The sequence below is a fragment of the Shewanella sp. M16 genome (genome assembly GCF_018224605.1).
GTDB lineage: Bacteria > Pseudomonadota > Gammaproteobacteria > Enterobacterales > Shewanellaceae > Shewanella > Shewanella oncorhynchi.
On the sequence record NZ_JAGTUL010000031.1, the window covers coordinates 1 to 16,160 of the forward strand.

17 protein-coding genes are annotated in these 16,160 nt (G+C 39.6%); 1 reads left to right on the forward strand and 16 read right to left on the reverse strand.

What is annotated here, in order from left to right; all coding sequences use genetic code 11:
- Window positions 1-15: 15 nt before the first annotated feature.
- The 16 genes from KFE26_RS17765 to KFE26_RS17840 form a co-directional block, all read right to left on the reverse strand.
- Window positions 16-300, reverse strand: coding sequence for a hypothetical protein (locus tag KFE26_RS17765; RefSeq protein WP_212601194.1), 285 nt, complete (start codon window positions 298-300; stop codon window positions 16-18).
- A 2-nt stretch (window positions 301-302) separates the two neighbouring features.
- The gene (locus KFE26_RS17770) at window positions 303-641 is read right to left on the reverse strand and encodes an RAQPRD family integrative conjugative element protein (RefSeq protein WP_212601195.1); all 339 of its coding nucleotides are present in this window, start codon (window positions 639-641) and stop codon (window positions 303-305) included.
- An 84-nt stretch (window positions 642-725) separates the two neighbouring features.
- Entirely contained in the window at window positions 726-1,424 is a 699-nt protein-coding gene (locus KFE26_RS17775; protein ID WP_212601196.1) for a DUF4400 domain-containing protein, read from the reverse strand.
- A complete protein-coding gene (gene traD / locus KFE26_RS17780; RefSeq protein WP_212601197.1) occupies window positions 1,424-3,541 on the reverse strand; it encodes a conjugative transfer system coupling protein TraD in 2,118 nt (705 codons plus the stop codon). Before traD ends, KFE26_RS17775 begins: the two co-directional genes overlap by 1 nt.
- Before the next feature lie 35 nt (window positions 3,542-3,576).
- A complete protein-coding gene (locus KFE26_RS17785; RefSeq protein WP_212601198.1) occupies window positions 3,577-4,134 on the reverse strand; it encodes a PFL_4695 family integrating conjugative element protein in 558 nt (185 codons plus the stop codon).
- Window positions 4,098-4,640: a hypothetical protein gene (locus tag KFE26_RS17790; RefSeq protein ID WP_212601199.1), complete on the reverse strand. Its 543-nt coding sequence runs from the start codon at window positions 4,638-4,640 to the stop codon at window positions 4,098-4,100. The genes KFE26_RS17785 and KFE26_RS17790 overlap by 37 nt, the downstream gene beginning before the upstream one ends.
- Window positions 4,640-5,389 carry a hypothetical protein gene (locus tag KFE26_RS17795; protein WP_212601200.1) on the reverse strand — a complete coding sequence of 250 codons (750 nt, stop codon included), beginning with the start codon at window positions 5,387-5,389 and terminating at the stop codon, window positions 4,640-4,642. Before KFE26_RS17795 ends, KFE26_RS17790 begins: the two co-directional genes overlap by 1 nt.
- A complete protein-coding gene (locus KFE26_RS17800; RefSeq protein ID WP_212601201.1) occupies window positions 5,368-5,694 on the reverse strand; it encodes a hypothetical protein in 327 nt (108 codons plus the stop codon). The genes KFE26_RS17795 and KFE26_RS17800 overlap by 22 nt, the downstream gene beginning before the upstream one ends.
- Window positions 5,675-6,574: a hypothetical protein gene (locus tag KFE26_RS17805; protein WP_212601202.1), complete on the reverse strand. Its 900-nt coding sequence runs from the start codon at window positions 6,572-6,574 to the stop codon at window positions 5,675-5,677. The genes KFE26_RS17800 and KFE26_RS17805 overlap by 20 nt, the downstream gene beginning before the upstream one ends.
- An 18-nt stretch (window positions 6,575-6,592) precedes the next feature.
- Window positions 6,593-7,006 carry a hypothetical protein gene (locus KFE26_RS17810; RefSeq protein WP_212601203.1) on the reverse strand — a complete coding sequence of 138 codons (414 nt, stop codon included), beginning with the start codon at window positions 7,004-7,006 and terminating at the stop codon, window positions 6,593-6,595.
- Window positions 7,003-8,817, reverse strand: a complete 1,815-nt coding sequence (locus KFE26_RS17815; RefSeq protein ID WP_212601204.1) for a DNA topoisomerase — start codon at window positions 8,815-8,817, stop codon at window positions 7,003-7,005. Before KFE26_RS17815 ends, KFE26_RS17810 begins: the two co-directional genes overlap by 4 nt.
- 404 nt (window positions 8,818-9,221) lie before the next feature.
- A complete protein-coding gene (locus tag KFE26_RS17820) occupies window positions 9,222-10,556 on the reverse strand; it encodes a hypothetical protein (RefSeq protein WP_212601205.1) in 1,335 nt (444 codons plus the stop codon).
- A 97-nt stretch (window positions 10,557-10,653) separates the two neighbouring features.
- Window positions 10,654-12,123: a hypothetical protein gene (locus KFE26_RS17825; RefSeq protein ID WP_212601206.1), complete on the reverse strand. Its 1,470-nt coding sequence runs from the start codon at window positions 12,121-12,123 to the stop codon at window positions 10,654-10,656.
- Window positions 12,101-12,535: a hypothetical protein gene (locus KFE26_RS17830; RefSeq protein WP_212601207.1), complete on the reverse strand. Its 435-nt coding sequence runs from the start codon at window positions 12,533-12,535 to the stop codon at window positions 12,101-12,103. The genes KFE26_RS17825 and KFE26_RS17830 overlap by 23 nt, the downstream gene beginning before the upstream one ends.
- Window positions 12,535-13,794 carry a ParB/RepB/Spo0J family partition protein gene (locus tag KFE26_RS17835; RefSeq protein WP_212601208.1) on the reverse strand — a complete coding sequence of 420 codons (1,260 nt, stop codon included), beginning with the start codon at window positions 13,792-13,794 and terminating at the stop codon, window positions 12,535-12,537. The genes KFE26_RS17830 and KFE26_RS17835 overlap by 1 nt, the downstream gene beginning before the upstream one ends.
- Window positions 13,795-13,812: 18 nt before the next feature.
- Entirely contained in the window at window positions 13,813-14,727 is a 915-nt protein-coding gene (locus KFE26_RS17840; RefSeq protein ID WP_212601209.1) for a ParA family protein, read from the reverse strand.
- Between the two features lie 167 nt (window positions 14,728-14,894).
- Between KFE26_RS17840 and KFE26_RS17845 the strand changes: the two genes are divergently transcribed.
- A complete protein-coding gene (locus tag KFE26_RS17845; protein WP_212601210.1) occupies window positions 14,895-16,112 on the forward strand; it encodes a hypothetical protein in 1,218 nt (405 codons plus the stop codon).
- The last annotated feature ends 48 nt before the right edge of the window (window positions 16,113-16,160 follow it).

Below are 16,160 nucleotides of genomic sequence, written 5' to 3' on the forward strand. Positions count from 1 at the left end.
GAACTGAATTGGACGTTATGGTCTAGCAAATACTAAAAACGCAACAACGAATGCAAATAACATCGGTGGATAGATAATAATGTTATAAAAATCAGACGGTTCAATATTTTTCTTTTGAAAGTCTTTATGCGTTCTGTGTATCCAACTGAGATAAAGCAGCAACATCGTTACAACGATGAGACCCGCGAAGAAATCGTAGAAAAAGCTTGGTCCCCGCCCCATCACACACTCAAAAGCATCGTTTGGGGAAAGCCCCCCTGGTTCAGTAATTCCGCATCCTAATTCCTCCTTCACTTTCATTACTAATACCCCACGGCTTCTGCCTTTAGGACTTCGAATTGATATGCCGGATTATCACGCCGATTAAGCTTTGATTCGATTCCATTTAAAATGGTATTCAAGTCCAGTATCAAATCGTTATATCGAAATTTAACGGCTGGAGCCCCTTGCTCTTGCCTTGACTCAAACTCTCTCGCCGCCTTTTCTAACACTCTCAGTTCCGAAACGAGCCAAGCCAACTGTTCATCATCGGAAGGGGAAGACGGTAAAACAGCAACTCCCCTTCCATCTGACTCATTACTATGGGCCAGTGGTGCGCTAATAAGAAAAACAGCGGTTAGCAAAAATGCTATCGGTTTCATTAGTTATACCTCCTTCCAATCACAATCACGTAGATAGGGCATAGAATATCGCGATTTTCAAAGCCCTTTTCTTTCAGAACAACACTAGAAATATTTTTTATATTGAGCGGTTGTCACAAACACCAACGCCGTCATCAGGAGATAACCTGGCAGGATGAAAGGAATTGGATGTGCCGTAAATGGCCAACTGAGATAGAGCATCATTAACCAGATTAAAGGAACGTGCAGATTATTAAATAACATATGGAATTTTGTAGACGACTCTCGCGCTAAGTTAAAGCGCCTTAAGTCTCTTTCTACTAACCCGACCAAAAACGCTCCCATGATGTTCATTACAGCAAGTGGAAATGAACTCGCTAAAATCAACACTCTTACCATGAACACTCTTCCGGCATAAACTGCGGTATCAGCGTACACATAGGCTTTCTCTGTAAAGAGTGCTGCCATTGCACCAATCGCTTCAGCAACGTAGTCAGGAGCTTTCCATACCCAAGAATCACCCGTTTCAATAATCGTTTTTATAATGTAACTATCGCTTCGCAACTGATTTGCCAAGAATTGTGACTCGTAGATCAATGTTAATCTGTCACGTTCTGAGCCTAGTTCTGGCCATATGAACGTTAGGCAAAAAAGTGAGATTAGAATTGATGTCAGACAAGAAATGCACAGCCATTTTACTGTCGCAAAGCAAAAAATGACGGTATAAGCAACAATTCCTTTTTCTTCTTCTTGCTTCTGAGGCTTAGGAGCCCCGCCTTTAGCGTTATTATCTCGAATAGCCATTAACGGACATACTCCCTTAATTTGCTAGTGCTATATCCCCGCACCGATGCAATTACACGCTCCATTTCTGCCAAATCCTTTGGCATATCTTCATCTTTTAGGAAAATAGGCATTCTGACTTTATACCAACGAGATTGGGCATAGACATACGCTTGGCCTTTAGGCAGATCTCTAAATGCATACTCGGGTATGAGTCTTTCTTCTGCAAATGATGCTGAATCGCTGTTTGAAGACTTAAATTGCCCGTCTGCAGCACTGCCCATGCCATCGGCTGCTTTAGTATCTGGCGTATCAGTCATCACTCGGACCATTTGAGTTAATTCTGATAAATACGTGGATGTATCCTGTCCCCTCACTTTAAACGAAATGATTGTTCCAAAATTACCTAATGCTTGAGCAGCAAGGGCCGGAGATTCCAACTTTACTTCAGCATCTGAAATAGTTTGTGTATAAGCGACCACGGATACACCAGAGCCCCCCGCTTTGTTTAAGATAGGGTTGAACTCCTTGCCAAATATTTCATTCGCCTCATCAATATGTAGCCTTACCATAGGTTTACGGCGCTTTTTATCCTTTTCAATAGGCATACCGTTATCGATACCATAGTTATAAATTTCACCTGATATCGAGAGTATTTCAGTTAAGAAGCCGTTACCCACAGCCGCGCCAGTAACAGGATCTGATTGAAAGTCTAAACCCGCATATAAAATCCCACCTGACGAAATAATTTGTTTTAAATCAATGATCGGCCTTTGATCTTTTACATCGTCATAATTGGGTGATATCAAGTCAGCAACGGCACCTGACGTCAACTTATCTAAATGCGGTTTTGCCGATGCAGTGATCTTATCGTAGTAGCTACGGTCATGTTTCAGACCATCGGCAATCGATCTCAAAACATCATCGTTACGTATCAAATCGACATAATCTTCCGGAGGGTCAGATATCAATTTTGTCAGTGCAATTGATCTTGGATTTTTTGAACGTTCTTGAGGCGATAAGTCTTTCTTATTGTTTTCTATTTTATCTGCAATAGCATGGATGATCCCATCCAACTCATCATCCCTTATCACCCGACTAATGTAATCTTCTGCAAGTAATTCAGGGTCCTTTAAATACTTAGATATGATTTTATATGTCGGAGTTTTCCCCATACGCTTTAAAGCCATTGCAGATATGTTAATAAACTGCCAAGCAAAGTCTTTGAAAACCTTTGAGTTACCTGAATCAGACAATGGATTTGTAGTACGAGTGGCAACTTCCGTTTCACGGGAATATTCTGCAATTGAGTTGTAACGTACTGAAAGATGAGGATAAGCAAGATGGAAAAAATAGAACTTATCGGCTTTACCTGCACGATATGCGGCAATAAACATACGCACCGCCAGTTCTAAATCACCTTTTGGATCAATCATGATGACTGCGCAATCATCTCCAGACTTTGACTTAGAAAAACGCATGATATCTTGTGTTACAACAATCCCTGCATTAATTGTTTTTCCTTGCCGTGTAGTGCCTAAAACCAACGTGTGCGAGTTACTATCAGCAAAAGGAGCAAACAAATCTTGCTCTTCATCCCCGCCGACACCATGTAAATATGGATTACCATAGGTATTGTTAGGGTCAAGCAAATCGATAGGGAAATATGGAAATGGGTTATACCAGCGAGGTTCACGCAACGCCGCTGCAGCCATCGCAAACGGTATACCAATTAAGAAAAATTTAGACAGACTACCAAAAAATGCTTCAGCCTTTCGAAACCAAAAATACATAGCAGGAGGATTCATGTATTTTCGTGTTGTTTCATTATTCAGTTCATAGAGCCTCTGTGTATGAATAGGGGTGATTAGAAACCCTCTGCCTAGATAAATCGTATCATCCGTACCAGGCAAATCATTAGGATGCATATGGAACGGCTTAATACGCCAAAGACCGTTGATGAAGCTAAAGTGACTTCTAGCCTCCTTGAAGTACTTATTACCTAACAAAAACCAAATCACTGCCATCATGTAAGCTATAACTGGAGGTACACCTATCACAGTCGGTGAAACTAGGCATGAAAACATCAGCAAATAACAGACAATAGTCGCATTCCATTCAACCGTAGGACGGATCATGCGCTTATAATTCCAAGAATCCCTTACACCTAACATTATTGATATACACCGTCTTGTGTGATTAAAACTGGATAATGGTCAATTTGATATGACGTCAATAAGTCATCTGATGAAGACATCGGCATAATTTTCCCTTCATACTCTGAAGATAATTGACGAATATCGTGTTCACTACTTGCCTCTATGACTATCAAGGTCGCTGAAATTTCTCTTAGCTTTAGCTTATTTTTTTTCAACCATCGTTTGGATATGTCATCACTACCAATGAGTACTATGGGCGGTGCATACTGCAATGGATGCTCAAAATCCTTAGAAACATGTAGACCTGGTGATGCTTTGGAGGGCTTAAACGGAAATTGCAGAAACTTCCCTATTGCACTGACATTATCGATATCTTTTACGGGTTCAGTACCACTCGGTTCTTCACCCGTCCCGAAAATATCTTTCATTACTTTTTCAATGGGTTGCCCCCCTTTATCTGCAATTTCAATAATGTCTGCCGCTACTGAAAAATTTTGCATTGCAAAAAATATTGATGCTATCGCTAACAAACGACTTAACGTAGTGCATAACGCTGTTGTATTTCTACCCATCTTTTCTTCACCTTAGCTTTGTATGTACTTGCCAACGCTGGATTTCTATTGTGGTAATACCCCACAGCACACCATTCATCTCCCTGACAGATTTTTAGCATCTCTTGATAGTAATCAGCAGCTTTAGCAAGATTGGTTTCGGTATCCAAAGCATTCCATAGGTGTTCAAATTTCTCTCGATGAAAGCGCCATTCAATTTGCCCTGGTCCAATCCCGATAGTTTTTTCACCTGACATGATTGCTGTTATCAAGTATCGATATGCATCCTCCCGATTTTTGGGATAAATACCTTTCCCGCCGATATTCAAAGCCCAAGGATTAATTTTCCAGTTCTCATCAGGATCACCGGATTCATGAGTAATCACTGCAAGAAAAACGGTAGGGTCCACGCCCATATCAATAGCTTTTTTAATGACAAGATTATCTAAATTTGGATCGCTATGAGCTGTATTCGAAATAAAAAAGCTTGATATAAAAAGTATTGCAACAAAAAATTTAGCATTCATTATTCGCCCCTCTCTTGATAAGGGATTGTTTCAGCCATCGATTTGTCACCAAAATTCAACGTAATCAACTTATTTCTGACTTTACTTGGATCAATATTATGCTTGCTTGCCCAATGGCGTATTTTAGTACTGTCATCTTCAGTTTTTTTGTCTGTATCTACGAAGAAAATATCAATCCCTGAGATCAGACCTGCCATCAGCTGATTATTTAACTTTTTAAAATCAATATCACACTGACTACAATCGGCAGCTCTTATATAAAACAAAACACGACTTGTGTTCAATGATGGTGAATTTCCGCTTGTTATTAGATCTTGGGTATGGGAAAGATCCCATACTTTGGGATTTTCACCAAAGCGTTCTAATCTTGCAATTTCATAAGCTTTGATCGCTTTACCAAGTTTCTCGTAATCTTTTTCTTCACCTTGTACCCAAAGTCTTGCAAAGCGCATACGTTCTTTTTCTGTAGTAGCTTCAGCAGCAAGAACATAATAGGGATTCGCTTCTCCCCGTTTATAATAAAAACCTTGTGGTGAATTAATAATCTCATAGTAACGCTTCAAATCCTCCGGTTTAAGTCCTAATGCTTCAGAGTCAACCTTGAGTTTATCTGCGGCAATTTTATCAACGTCTATTGATTCCTTTTGGATTAAAACATCGTGCTTAACAGGATCTGCCGCAATTGCAGTGCCTATGATAGCTAAAGGAAATAGCAAGCAACTTACAATCACTTTTGAGGAATTACGCATTTCACATCTCCAATTCGATAAACACGTTTATTTCTTGTTTGACTTAAATCAGCCTCTATTAATCCTTTTGACGACATTTTCCTTACTAACTGTAGATCACATACATCATATGGATGTTCAACATATGCTGGCACAACGGGTGAAATATCTGACAATACTAACGTCCGGTCTTTTTTATAGCGGCCATCATCGATATGCTGTTGATATGGTATGCTTTTTACGGTTCCAGATTGAAATGCACAACCCGTTATCGTCGAAACCAATACCAACAAAATCGAAGCATATTTAAGGGATTGTAATTTCATTTGTCTTCCCATTGTCATTCAGCCAATATGATTTTTTAGCGTTAAGATCCACTTTCATTAAAGTCCACGCTGCCACTTTCTGACCTACAGTTACTTGTTGCTGAAAATTCTGATCTGTCGAAACGGTTAAATAAACAACCTCCCCCCAAATACTTTTACCTCTTACCGAAAAATTTGGGGAAGATGCCCGTATTAACTTTTCCTGATTTTCTGCCTCTACTGTTTTCACTACGCTTTCGACTTTTACACTTTGTGTTTTTACATGTGATGCAATCGTGTCAACACCTATCAGCAAACCATTTAATTCATTTTTTATATCGTCTAAACTTTTGCGATTTTCTAATTGCGCTTCGAATAATTTAGTATCAATTCTATTTGATAAATTATTAATTTCTGATACAACTTGACTTAAGTTGTTTGTCAGAGTGTTTATTTTATCGTTGAGTTCTTGAATCTCATTGTTTTTTTGATAACCACTTTCCCCCTTATATTCAGCAATAGGGTATGAGTCGACTCTTGTTGGTTCTGGTATAGGAGGCACTATTGGCAGCTCAGGTTGACCAGCTGTTGAATCATCTTCTACTGACTGCAGCCCTTGTACGCCGACACCAATAGGGATCACCTCATCTTTTTCTGTACTAAGAAAATGAATTGCGCCGAATCCTACTAATCCCAAAACAAATATCACTGATAAAAAAATACCCACCAAGAATAAAATAGGGACTTTTTTGGGTGAATCATTACTAGACTCATCAATACTACCCCTTGAATTTAAAGTATCTTCAGGGTCCATATTAAACGTAGGAATTGTTGCTTCTAACTCCGGTGATGGCATACCACCAGAACTATTATCCTGTTCATTTTCATGATTGTTATTCACAGTATTACCCTTAATTACTTAATAAATGGCATCCAATGAGATAGTCCTCTCCAATGGATCTCTCACTACTACATAGTTACTTCCAGCAAGAACTTGTAATATTTCAGAAACGGTTCCCTTAATGCGCCGCTGTGAAATCGGTAAAGCCTTATTCATTAGCCTGACAAAGTTGAGATCTAAATTCTGCTCGCTTGCTAAACTGTAACCCGTAGGCATAAGGAGAAATTCATAAGCATTAGCTAATGAATTTACAGTTTCTGGAAACTCGATAACAACTAACTGTTGCAAAGGGTCCATTTGGGCTGTTGTCATCGATATTTTGACATCATAGTAACGCCCCATTCGTTCATATTCTGCTGCACATAATGGCGCAGATATGGCCAACGTCATGATGAGTAACGTGGCATTTTTTTGCATTGCAAAAATATTCAAACGCGATACCTCTCTACCGAATTGACAATTAGCCTCCTTACATCACCCATCACTTCTTCCTGAGTAATTTCACCCTTCTCAATGCCTTTGAGCATAATTTCGAAAAGCGCCGTCATGTCAGGCAATGCAAGCTCTTCAGGTAAATTACCAATGTAATTTTCCACTTCTTGAGGTACATGTATTTTACCCGACTTAATCAGCAACATTTCTTTCTGAATAGCATTCGAAACGATATCGATCTGAGTCGCTTCAGTACCTAACCCCGCCTCATCACGGATAATCGATTTGTACTCAGGATTTTTTACGTATTTAGCAGCAATTTTCATTTCATCTATAAGGGAAGAAAACGTAAAACGTCGTGGTTTAGATGTTTGTTTTTCTTCTGGAGATGCATCGTTAATAATTACAACTTGCCCTTGTTCAAGCTTTGGTAAAAAGTTACCTTGATCAAGATCCTTAACATCATCCTCATCACCTTCTTCATTATCTACGTTAATAGCTTTCCAACCAGGCTCAACTTCTACTCTACTTGTCGCAGTTAATTGCAATGTGAAATCTTGTGAGCATTCCACTGTGATCTCAACATTCCTTACATCAATCAAACAGGGTCCCATAAATTGCTGTAAAAAGCGTTTTGAGATCAGATGATAAATACTGTGTTCTTTACCCGTGAGTTGTCCTGCAGGCTTTTCAGTCGGTACAATAGCGTGATGTGGGGATACACTGGGGTCGACATCTTTCCAACATTTACCCCTGATTGATTGGTCACAAAGGGGCATTATTGCAGCAAGATCTTCGCGTGTAGCAAGATGACTAAAAATTGCGGGTACTTTATCAAGCATAGATAACGGTATATGCCTGTTATCTGTTCTTGGGTATGTGACTAATTTTGACTCATATAGCTTTTGCAGAATATCCTTAGTCTCTGTCGGTGAAATACCTATTTTTTCAGCATCACTCGATAATATTGATAATACATAGGGTAAGGGCGCATACTTTTTTTCACGGGTCTCAGAAAATGCATCTACTACCCCTTGCATCCCTTTTAGATGATCTGCAATGGCACAGGCTTCTTCATGCGAACTTAAGCCACCATGATCATTGACGAACTCATTGGGCAATTTCACTTTTGCGGTAAACTTGCCAGATGTTGAGTTAATTTGAGTTTTTATATGATAGAAATAAGCAGGTTTATATTCACGGATCGCACGTTCTCTGAGACAAGCTATGCGCAACGTGGGTGTAAGCACTCTCCCGTAAGCAATTTTATTCTTATTAAATCTGAGCCCAAAAAGACGGCTAAAATTCATGCCAAGCAACCAATCTAACCAAGACCTAGCTTGCTGCGCTTTGAACCTAAGAACGCCTTCATTGTCTGGCAATAAATTTCTTAATGCATCGTTAATATCGGAAGCTTCATAAGAAGAACACTTTACACGTTGTATCTCCCCGCGATATCCAGCATATGACAATATGTTACGAGCTATCGCTTCCCCTTCACGATCATAATCTGTAGCAATCAATACACGCCGACAACGCTTTAGCTGGGTTTTAATAACCGCTATCTGTGCCTTTTTACTTGCAGTAGGCTTCATTTTCATTTGGGTAGGTAGGATAGGTAAATCTGCCATCACCCATTTTTTGAACTTGGGATCATATGCTGCTGGCTCATCAAGTTCGTAAACATGGCCAATCCCCCAAGTAATGATGTAGCCAGCGCCTTCGGCATAACCCGTTTTTTTGGTTTTTATGCCAAGGGCATCAATATAAGCAGCACCTTGACTGGGCTTTTCGCATAAAATTAAATCCATCAATTTAGTATCACTCAGTAAAAAAATTTACTAAATGATATCGACTTTTTGGATGTAGTTATCTTTTAGACTTAGCGAAAATTTAAGCGTCGAGGTATAGATAGGAATGAGTCATTCTAAGAACTGAAACAACAGCAAGTCTTGCTTCTACAGATTTAGCAATATTAGGTCCGAGCAAATCACTTAACTCGGAAAAAGGAATGTGGTGTTCTCCTGAACGGAGATAGAATTTCCGTCTGTTTAACACAATACGGACAAGTTCGAATTCTGTACCCGAGAAGTACTTTTTTAGCAATAGCGTTTCATTTGACAGGTATGACTCAAGGGCCGTCTCAAATTCTTGAGTCCGGCCCGTAAGCACTATATTGAGCAAAGCATTAAAGTGGATTATCGCTTCGTTCATTTTAAGATTGTTGAGCTACGATAAAACTCGCCAAAGGCATGATCTCACCGAATTTATTTTGAGTTAATTGCCATGCTTTTATCATAGCATTCTCATCATCACAATCATCACTTTGTTTTACTTGGTCCAGCACTTGACAATAGTAGCCATAAATCCCGTATTCGACCTTGGCACTCAGAGTGTGACCGCTATCAAGCTTTACGCCTGAAAACGCCCTCAATTCTCTAAATCGTAAAATCTCAGCATCCGGCCACCATTTAAAAAATAGGTCATGGCCAATCCCTGCATTTACAGCATTATATTGCTTGGTCAAAGTGAAACTTTGGTCCTGCAGCTGATCAACCTTTCTATTTAAACGCTCACACTCGACAGTGTTTAATGAGAAGTGCAGCGAATAGCGAGTAGAGAGTGATTCAGCATAATGCCTTACGTGAAAGAGGGGTTCATAGTTATGTAAGTGACTAGCGATAGTATGCCAAAACACAAATGATAGACCTTTGTCAGTCGCTGACATGGAGTGTTCATCATCATGTTCTTTCACTGATAGACAAGACATTAAGGGGTCAATCAACTCAGTAAAATAATTAGGACATATGGAGACCAATTTTTCCGCTAACAAAGAAGGTATGATTGTTACATTAGCAAGATCCGAAGGATTCATAATCGACAGCATTTGCAAAATAGACTTAGTAGCCTCTTCCATCGCTACTTGCTCTACAGAAGAGTCACACCCTATTGTTTTGGCTATTTTCCTATAATGGCTAGGACTATATCTAGGCCATCTCTTTACAAATTCTCCAACAGAAGTACCTTTTGAAATAGCGTCCAATTGCGTAGCAACTTCTACTGTTTGACGTTCTGCGTCAGCAAATGACAAGTTCAAATGCAACGAAAACGCCTTATTTAAGTTAAATTTTAAGACATAACCATCTTCCAATAACGAATCAACATCATCAAAAGTCGACGCCAATGGTTCATAGGTATGTTTCATTTTAGAAAGCGTCAAAAAATAGCACCGAACTAACTCTAAATCTTCTTCACCAAGTTCAACTGAATCGTCAATCTGAGTGACTTCAATACATTTAGCTAACGTTCGTAAATATAAATAATGCAGTGAAGGAGCTGTTTTTGTAATAGCTCTGACTACATTATGGGGCAAAATCTGAATGTTGCGCAAACAATGATCAGGCAAAATTGCTATAAGTCGGATCATCTCACTCACAGCTGCACACTGGGCTGCGAGCATATCAGCACAAATCTCAGCATCATTCGATACTAAGTCTCGTCCATGCATACGTACCTCAACTGTTATCTTACTCAGGGCGTCACCATTCACCTTGAGTCACCAATTTCTAACGAAGGTATTATATTGTCGAGCGAATATTAAACAAGCAAAAATTATTCAAAACGTCATTAATACGTCACTATTACTACTATTTGACAACTACATCATCAAACTCAACATTTACAGAATTAGCAATGTTAAATGTATCTTTAGTCAAATATGTTTCCACCTCTTTCACTCTAAATACCATAACAATATCTTTACCATTGTTTAACTCGACATTGTTTCTTTCATTCAGGAAAGTCAATTTTTGTTGTCGTATATAGTTAAGAATTTCATGACGCGAACTTTCTAGACCAAGCTTCCGCAATCTGACTTTATAAGTATTTAGCGTGATCATTATTCCATTTTCAGATGATATTTCCCCAGTCGCTCTTGACACAGGTTTGATGACCTTAAAGAGATCACTATTTTCAGCCACATCACGAATGATGTTAGTAATTGCTTCGCTAAGATTAATTGGCTCTGACTTATTTGATTGAACACTGCTTTGTTCTTCTGTCGGTACTTTCAATTTTAATTTTTGCATTACAGGAGACATAGCAAATAATGAATCTGATTCACCTATTGGGGCGGGAGAATCTTCAGATTTTTTGCATTGCAAATTTTCCTCAACAGAAACCGCAGCTGGCTCAACGGCAGCCTTTTGGCGTGAACCACTGATTTTGCTGAATAAATTGCTAACTTCAGGAGTTACCTTTAATGGTGTTCGATCGGTGGATGCTACAGTATTTGGCTTTTTCGTTTCACTTACGGAAGAGGACTGTGAGGCCACCGCACTTTTATTCAGTGTGGGAATTTTTAATGTTACGGTACTTTCTGAACTCTGTTTTTCGGTCTCACGAACACTCGTTACTGAGCTGTTTTCGTTTGAAAAGTATTCAGTTACAAAGCGATCAACGGTACTACCATAAATACCTTGCACTGCCTCATCTTTATCCTCTAAATGCCGATAGACCAGTTTAAGCATATCCGGAAACATACCGTACCACTGCATCGTCATTGGTGAATTGTAAAATAGATCATTTAAAATATTAAACCTCAAGCCTATTGTTACATCTGACGTTAATACGTATGCCTGATGGTTAACCTTTCCAACAATTTCAAAAGATTTGAATAAATAATCCTGGTATGGTGAAAATGTGTATAGTTCTCCTTGATGTTGAACCTGGACCCCAACCCCAATGCAAGCAGTTGCTACAATGCGTGTCAGATACATGATCATCAATGAACAAGTTGATATTTCTCGATACCGCTGTAATGAATTAGCATCAATTTCTGTTGGTATCGTTAATCCCCTACGATAATTAAACATCATCAACAGATGGTCGAGCATTCGTTCGATATCATCTTCACCCTTTCCCGCATTGACCAAAATATCAACACTACGATTAATTAAATACCCATATATTTTTTTATACAGGTCTTCTGATAATCTGCTGTGATGACGGTTTTTAGCCAGAAAGATTTCAACATTACTCCGTTTAACCTTTAGATTTAACTCCTTAATACCCCCGCTTCCTTTGCCCCCCTTCTCAGTTTTTTTCCGGAAAAACATTTTCGACTCCTTCAAGCATAAATACTTTGATTAATTCCTGTTTTTTAGTATCCCAGTTAGACGGAATGATCCCAATTGCATCATGTAAATTCTTTATAGAAGACCGAGTGAGATACATAGAGGCCACTAACCTCATTTTATTCTCATTTTCTGGTTCATAACCGCTGATCACAAGTGCATCGAGGCAAACTTGAGCTAGGTATGCAGGACACATATGCTTTCTTTGTAGGATCTTATCTATACGTTCAGAATTAAACGGGAATCGCTCAGAAGAGGGAACATGATAACTCATCCCCCCCTTCTCAGTTACCATTGCCCACGCTCGTTCAATGCCGAGGCTCATCGCCACATCAATCACAAACGAAATTCGCTCGTGCAAAGCAAATTGTGCCATCTCAGCATTGATTTTCATTACTCATACCCGACAATTAAAATTTCTTTTTCTGCGAGTGAAACCATAATTATTCCATCATCAAATTCCACGGGAACTAACCCATCGTCATTAGGCTTAATACCTAAATTAATACGCCCGAATTGAGATTTTGATGTCTTTTTATCCTTGACTGAAATATTAACAATAGCTTGAGTTACTGGACGTTTTACAAACCCTTCAATACCAGCACCTTGCGATGAACCAACCCAATCAGTTTGAAGTTCTATGCCGTCAGTATCAGTGCCATCGGTGTCAGTGCCGTCAGTATCAGTGCCATCGGTGTCAGTGCCGTCAGTATCAATGCCGTCAGTATCAATGCCGTCAGTATCAGTGCCGTCAGTATCAGTGCCGACAGTATCAGTGCCGTCAGTATCAGTGCCGTCAGTATCAATGCCGTCAGTATTAATGCCGTCAGTATCAATGCCGTCAGAATTAATGCCGTCAGTATCAATGCCGTCAGTATCAGTGAAATCGGCATCAGGACCTGAATTTGAACTCGGGAACTGATCAAAATGAGTACTGGAATCCAGTTTTTCAACTGCTTTCCCATTACCCTCAAGGGTATCTTTCAATTTTGAAACGAAATCCAACGTTACCATTTCAGCCGTTATGGACTTTAATTTTTCGTCAATAAATACTGGATGTTTTTTGGCTAATCGCGCCAAATCAGATACAGCACGTAAAGACACATCAGCATCTAAATACTGGCCAAATAATTCAACGTGTTTGCTTTCACCGATCACCATATAATATGAAACGATGGCTTGTCCCAACCCCGTCGATTTTGCGATTTGAGTACCACTTAGCTTAAAGTCCGACTTGGCTTTCATGATGGCATTCATTAACTCACGATTTTTAAAACTTTTTCTCGCAGTATTTTCAGCCACTTGGTTTAACCATAGCTCACTCGGTTCAAACTCTTTTACAACCACATCAAGATATTCAATTTGAGCCAACTCAGCTCCGCGCCATCGGCGTTCACCGAACGCAATAATATATTTAACTCCATCAGGCAGTAGTAACGCCTCTTCAATAGTTGGTACTCGTACAGTGATATTTTCCAATATGCCCTGTGAACGAAGTGATTCCGCAAATTCTTCTAGATCATCGAATTCTTTCCGTGGCTGATTTGGATCAGGTGCGCATTCTGTGCGAGCAACCCGCTTTACCACGGTCCCCGTAGCTCCGGCTTTTTCAATTAAACTTTTTAACCCACCAGTTTTTCTCGTCATTTGCATAATCAACCTCTGTATCTGTTATTTCGCATCAATGCCAAATTTAGCCAATGCTTCACTTAATGTTTTACGCACTTTTGAAGCCACAGCAGCATCATTCCCCCCTGGCGGCTTTCGCCAAACTGGGCGGCTTGCATCAATCGCATTAGTGATCGAGCCGGAGTTTGGAATACAATTTTTAGTCATAAAATCACCTAGCTGTTCCCTAAGAGATTCCAGTTTTGACTGAGTAGCTTTGGTTTTAAAATCAATACGATTAGGCACAACAACTAATTCACATTGGGGATTTGAAGATCGAATTGAGTCGTAAGTATCTAGAAACTCAGCTAAACCGATTTCTGAATAAAGCTCTGCGTTTATAGGCGTGATAATGTAATCGGCAGCAAACATGGCCACTAATTGCCGAATGCCCAACTGGGGTGAACAATCTAAGACCACATAATCAGAATCACATTCTAGAGCATATTGCCTGATCCTTTCCGCCACCTTCAGTGATAACTCCAAATCCAAGCTATCAGTTTCGGCTAAAGCATCTTTATGAGCGGGGATGCACTTAATACGCCCGTCATAATAAGTACCGAACACCGGTGGTACATCGATAGCTTTTGGAAACGGGAGAGACATATCCCAGTCAATGTGGCTACCATGTTGGTCTTGGACCATTGTCCAACCAAAAAAGGCCGCACTTGTTTGAGCGGGTTCCCAAGAAAACTCACCAGAGTAATAAGCGTCTTTATTTCTTACCAAAAGAGATAACGTCCCGTTACATTGCGGGTCAAAATCAATGAACGTTACGCTGTGGGATGGACGCTTTACCGTCTGCGATTGGTATGGATAATTGTCTTCAGCAAGAAGATAAGCAACATGCGTTGCAATGAATGTTTTTCCAACACCGCCCTTTTGAATAGCGGTCGCAATAATTTTAGTGTGTTTCATATCTTACCTCGGTATAAACCTAATCAATTAGCATAGAGCTGTGTGCATATTGCACACAAGGATAATACCACTTTCCAAGTGTACGTCAACATTTTGCATTCGTTCTTTTCGGAATGATGTTTGAAAGATAAAAAGGGCCATAAACAAGGTAAATTAGGTGTATTCGCATGAATGCTATGTGCCATGAGGTCAACAATATGCCAATATTTAAACGCTGGTTTTTAGAAAAGTTTAAAACCCCTGAATCGGTTTGCGCTCACTATTTGCGCTCATTGGAAGAAGTTGCAGCTTCAATTGGCGCATCGCTTCCCAGTGATTTCTTAGATAAAATGCAATTAACTACATCAAAAAATGGCAAACACATTTACTTGCCGGATCAAAAAGGACAGAGGATAAAAAAACATTACTACACTGCATTTTTAGGGGAGACAGGGTTACAAGAAAAGGTTGAAATTCCAATTTTAAGCTTCAAATCCTATCGTCTTCCAGGCTATACAACCTGGAGTCCTGCTAAGTTGCTTTGGCAAGACTTCAAGAATGAAAAACGAGTTAATGGCAACAAGACCTCTCAGGCTGAAGTCGACAATCGCTATGAGGAATCTCTAAAGCAAATAAAAGAAAGAAGCAAAATACTTGAAGAACAATATGCAATACTCACTACAGAAGCACAAAAAGCGGCTGCTAAGTTAGCATTGACTCAACTAGGAAAGAATTTTTCAAAGCGTGTAACAGACCCTTCATACTGGTTTGGCATTAATGGTTTAGAACCTAGGCCAGAAGCGGAATATGAATGTTATCGTTCAGCCAGCGGTAGGGTTTACATCAAAGACACTGAATCTTGGGAGACTCGATTTGGGGCTCAGTGTCGAGATATGCTCATTCCGGTATACAACAGCAAAGGAGCGCTCAGTACAATCCAAAAAATCACTCCTTCTCAATTTGGAAGCGCCAAAAAAACATTCATCCCTTTTTCGGAGACTCAAGGATGCTTTACCATTGTGAGTAAAGACATCAATCCTAATCTATTTGTGATTGGAGAAGGGTATAAAACAGTACGAGTTTATGATCACGCTAATACTTTTAGAGATATAAAATTTACGGCTATTTGCGCTTTTTCAGCCAATAATTTACCGTCAGTTGCACAACTGCTTTGTAGCCAATACCCAGATGCCACCATTTTGTTTGCAGAAGACAATGATGAAACTGGCCATTACTACGCTAAAAAAGGCCAGGAAACAATTGACAGTAAATACCCTCCTATCCCCGCGCCAAATCTCTTTAAGGGCTCTGATTGGGCTGATTTATGCAGACACAACTCAATCAACGAAGTAGCGATGAAATTTAACGAGGCATTAGACAGTATTCTATCGTTAGGAAGCAAATAACACATTCAATAATAAAAAGCCCATTTTATGATGGGCTTTTTATTGTTT

Coding starts and splice junctions, on each gene's coding strand:
- KFE26_RS17785 (WP_212601198.1), bottom strand. CDS start 4,134: ATGGGTAGAAATACAACAGCGTTATGCACTACGTTAAGTCGTTTGTTA.
- KFE26_RS17830 (WP_212601207.1), bottom strand. CDS start 12,535: ATGAAAATCAATGCTGAGATGGCACAATTTGCTTTGCACGAGCGAATT.
- KFE26_RS17765 (WP_212601194.1), bottom strand. CDS start 300: ATGAAAGTGAAGGAGGAATTAGGATGCGGAATTACTGAACCAGGGGGG.
- KFE26_RS17790 (WP_212601199.1), bottom strand. CDS start 4,640: ATGAATGCTAAATTTTTTGTTGCAATACTTTTTATATCAAGCTTTTTT.
- KFE26_RS17845 (WP_212601210.1), top strand. CDS start 14,895: ATGAATGCTATGTGCCATGAGGTCAACAATATGCCAATATTTAAACGC.
- traD (WP_212601197.1), bottom strand. CDS start 3,541: ATGATCCGTCCTACGGTTGAATGGAATGCGACTATTGTCTGTTATTTG.
- KFE26_RS17775 (WP_212601196.1), bottom strand. CDS start 1,424: ATGGCTATTCGAGATAATAACGCTAAAGGCGGGGCTCCTAAGCCTCAG.
- KFE26_RS17835 (WP_212601208.1), bottom strand. CDS start 13,794: ATGCAAATGACGAGAAAAACTGGTGGGTTAAAAAGTTTAATTGAAAAA.
- KFE26_RS17800 (WP_212601201.1), bottom strand. CDS start 5,694: ATGAAATTACAATCCCTTAAATATGCTTCGATTTTGTTGGTATTGGTT.
- KFE26_RS17795 (WP_212601200.1), bottom strand. CDS start 5,389: ATGCGTAATTCCTCAAAAGTGATTGTAAGTTGCTTGCTATTTCCTTTA.
- KFE26_RS17840 (WP_212601209.1), bottom strand. CDS start 14,727: ATGAAACACACTAAAATTATTGCGACCGCTATTCAAAAGGGCGGTGTT.
- KFE26_RS17815 (WP_212601204.1), bottom strand. CDS start 8,817: ATGGATTTAATTTTATGCGAAAAGCCCAGTCAAGGTGCTGCTTATATT.
- KFE26_RS17770 (WP_212601195.1), bottom strand. CDS start 641: ATGAAACCGATAGCATTTTTGCTAACCGCTGTTTTTCTTATTAGCGCA.
- KFE26_RS17825 (WP_212601206.1), bottom strand. CDS start 12,123: ATGTTTTTCCGGAAAAAAACTGAGAAGGGGGGCAAAGGAAGCGGGGGT.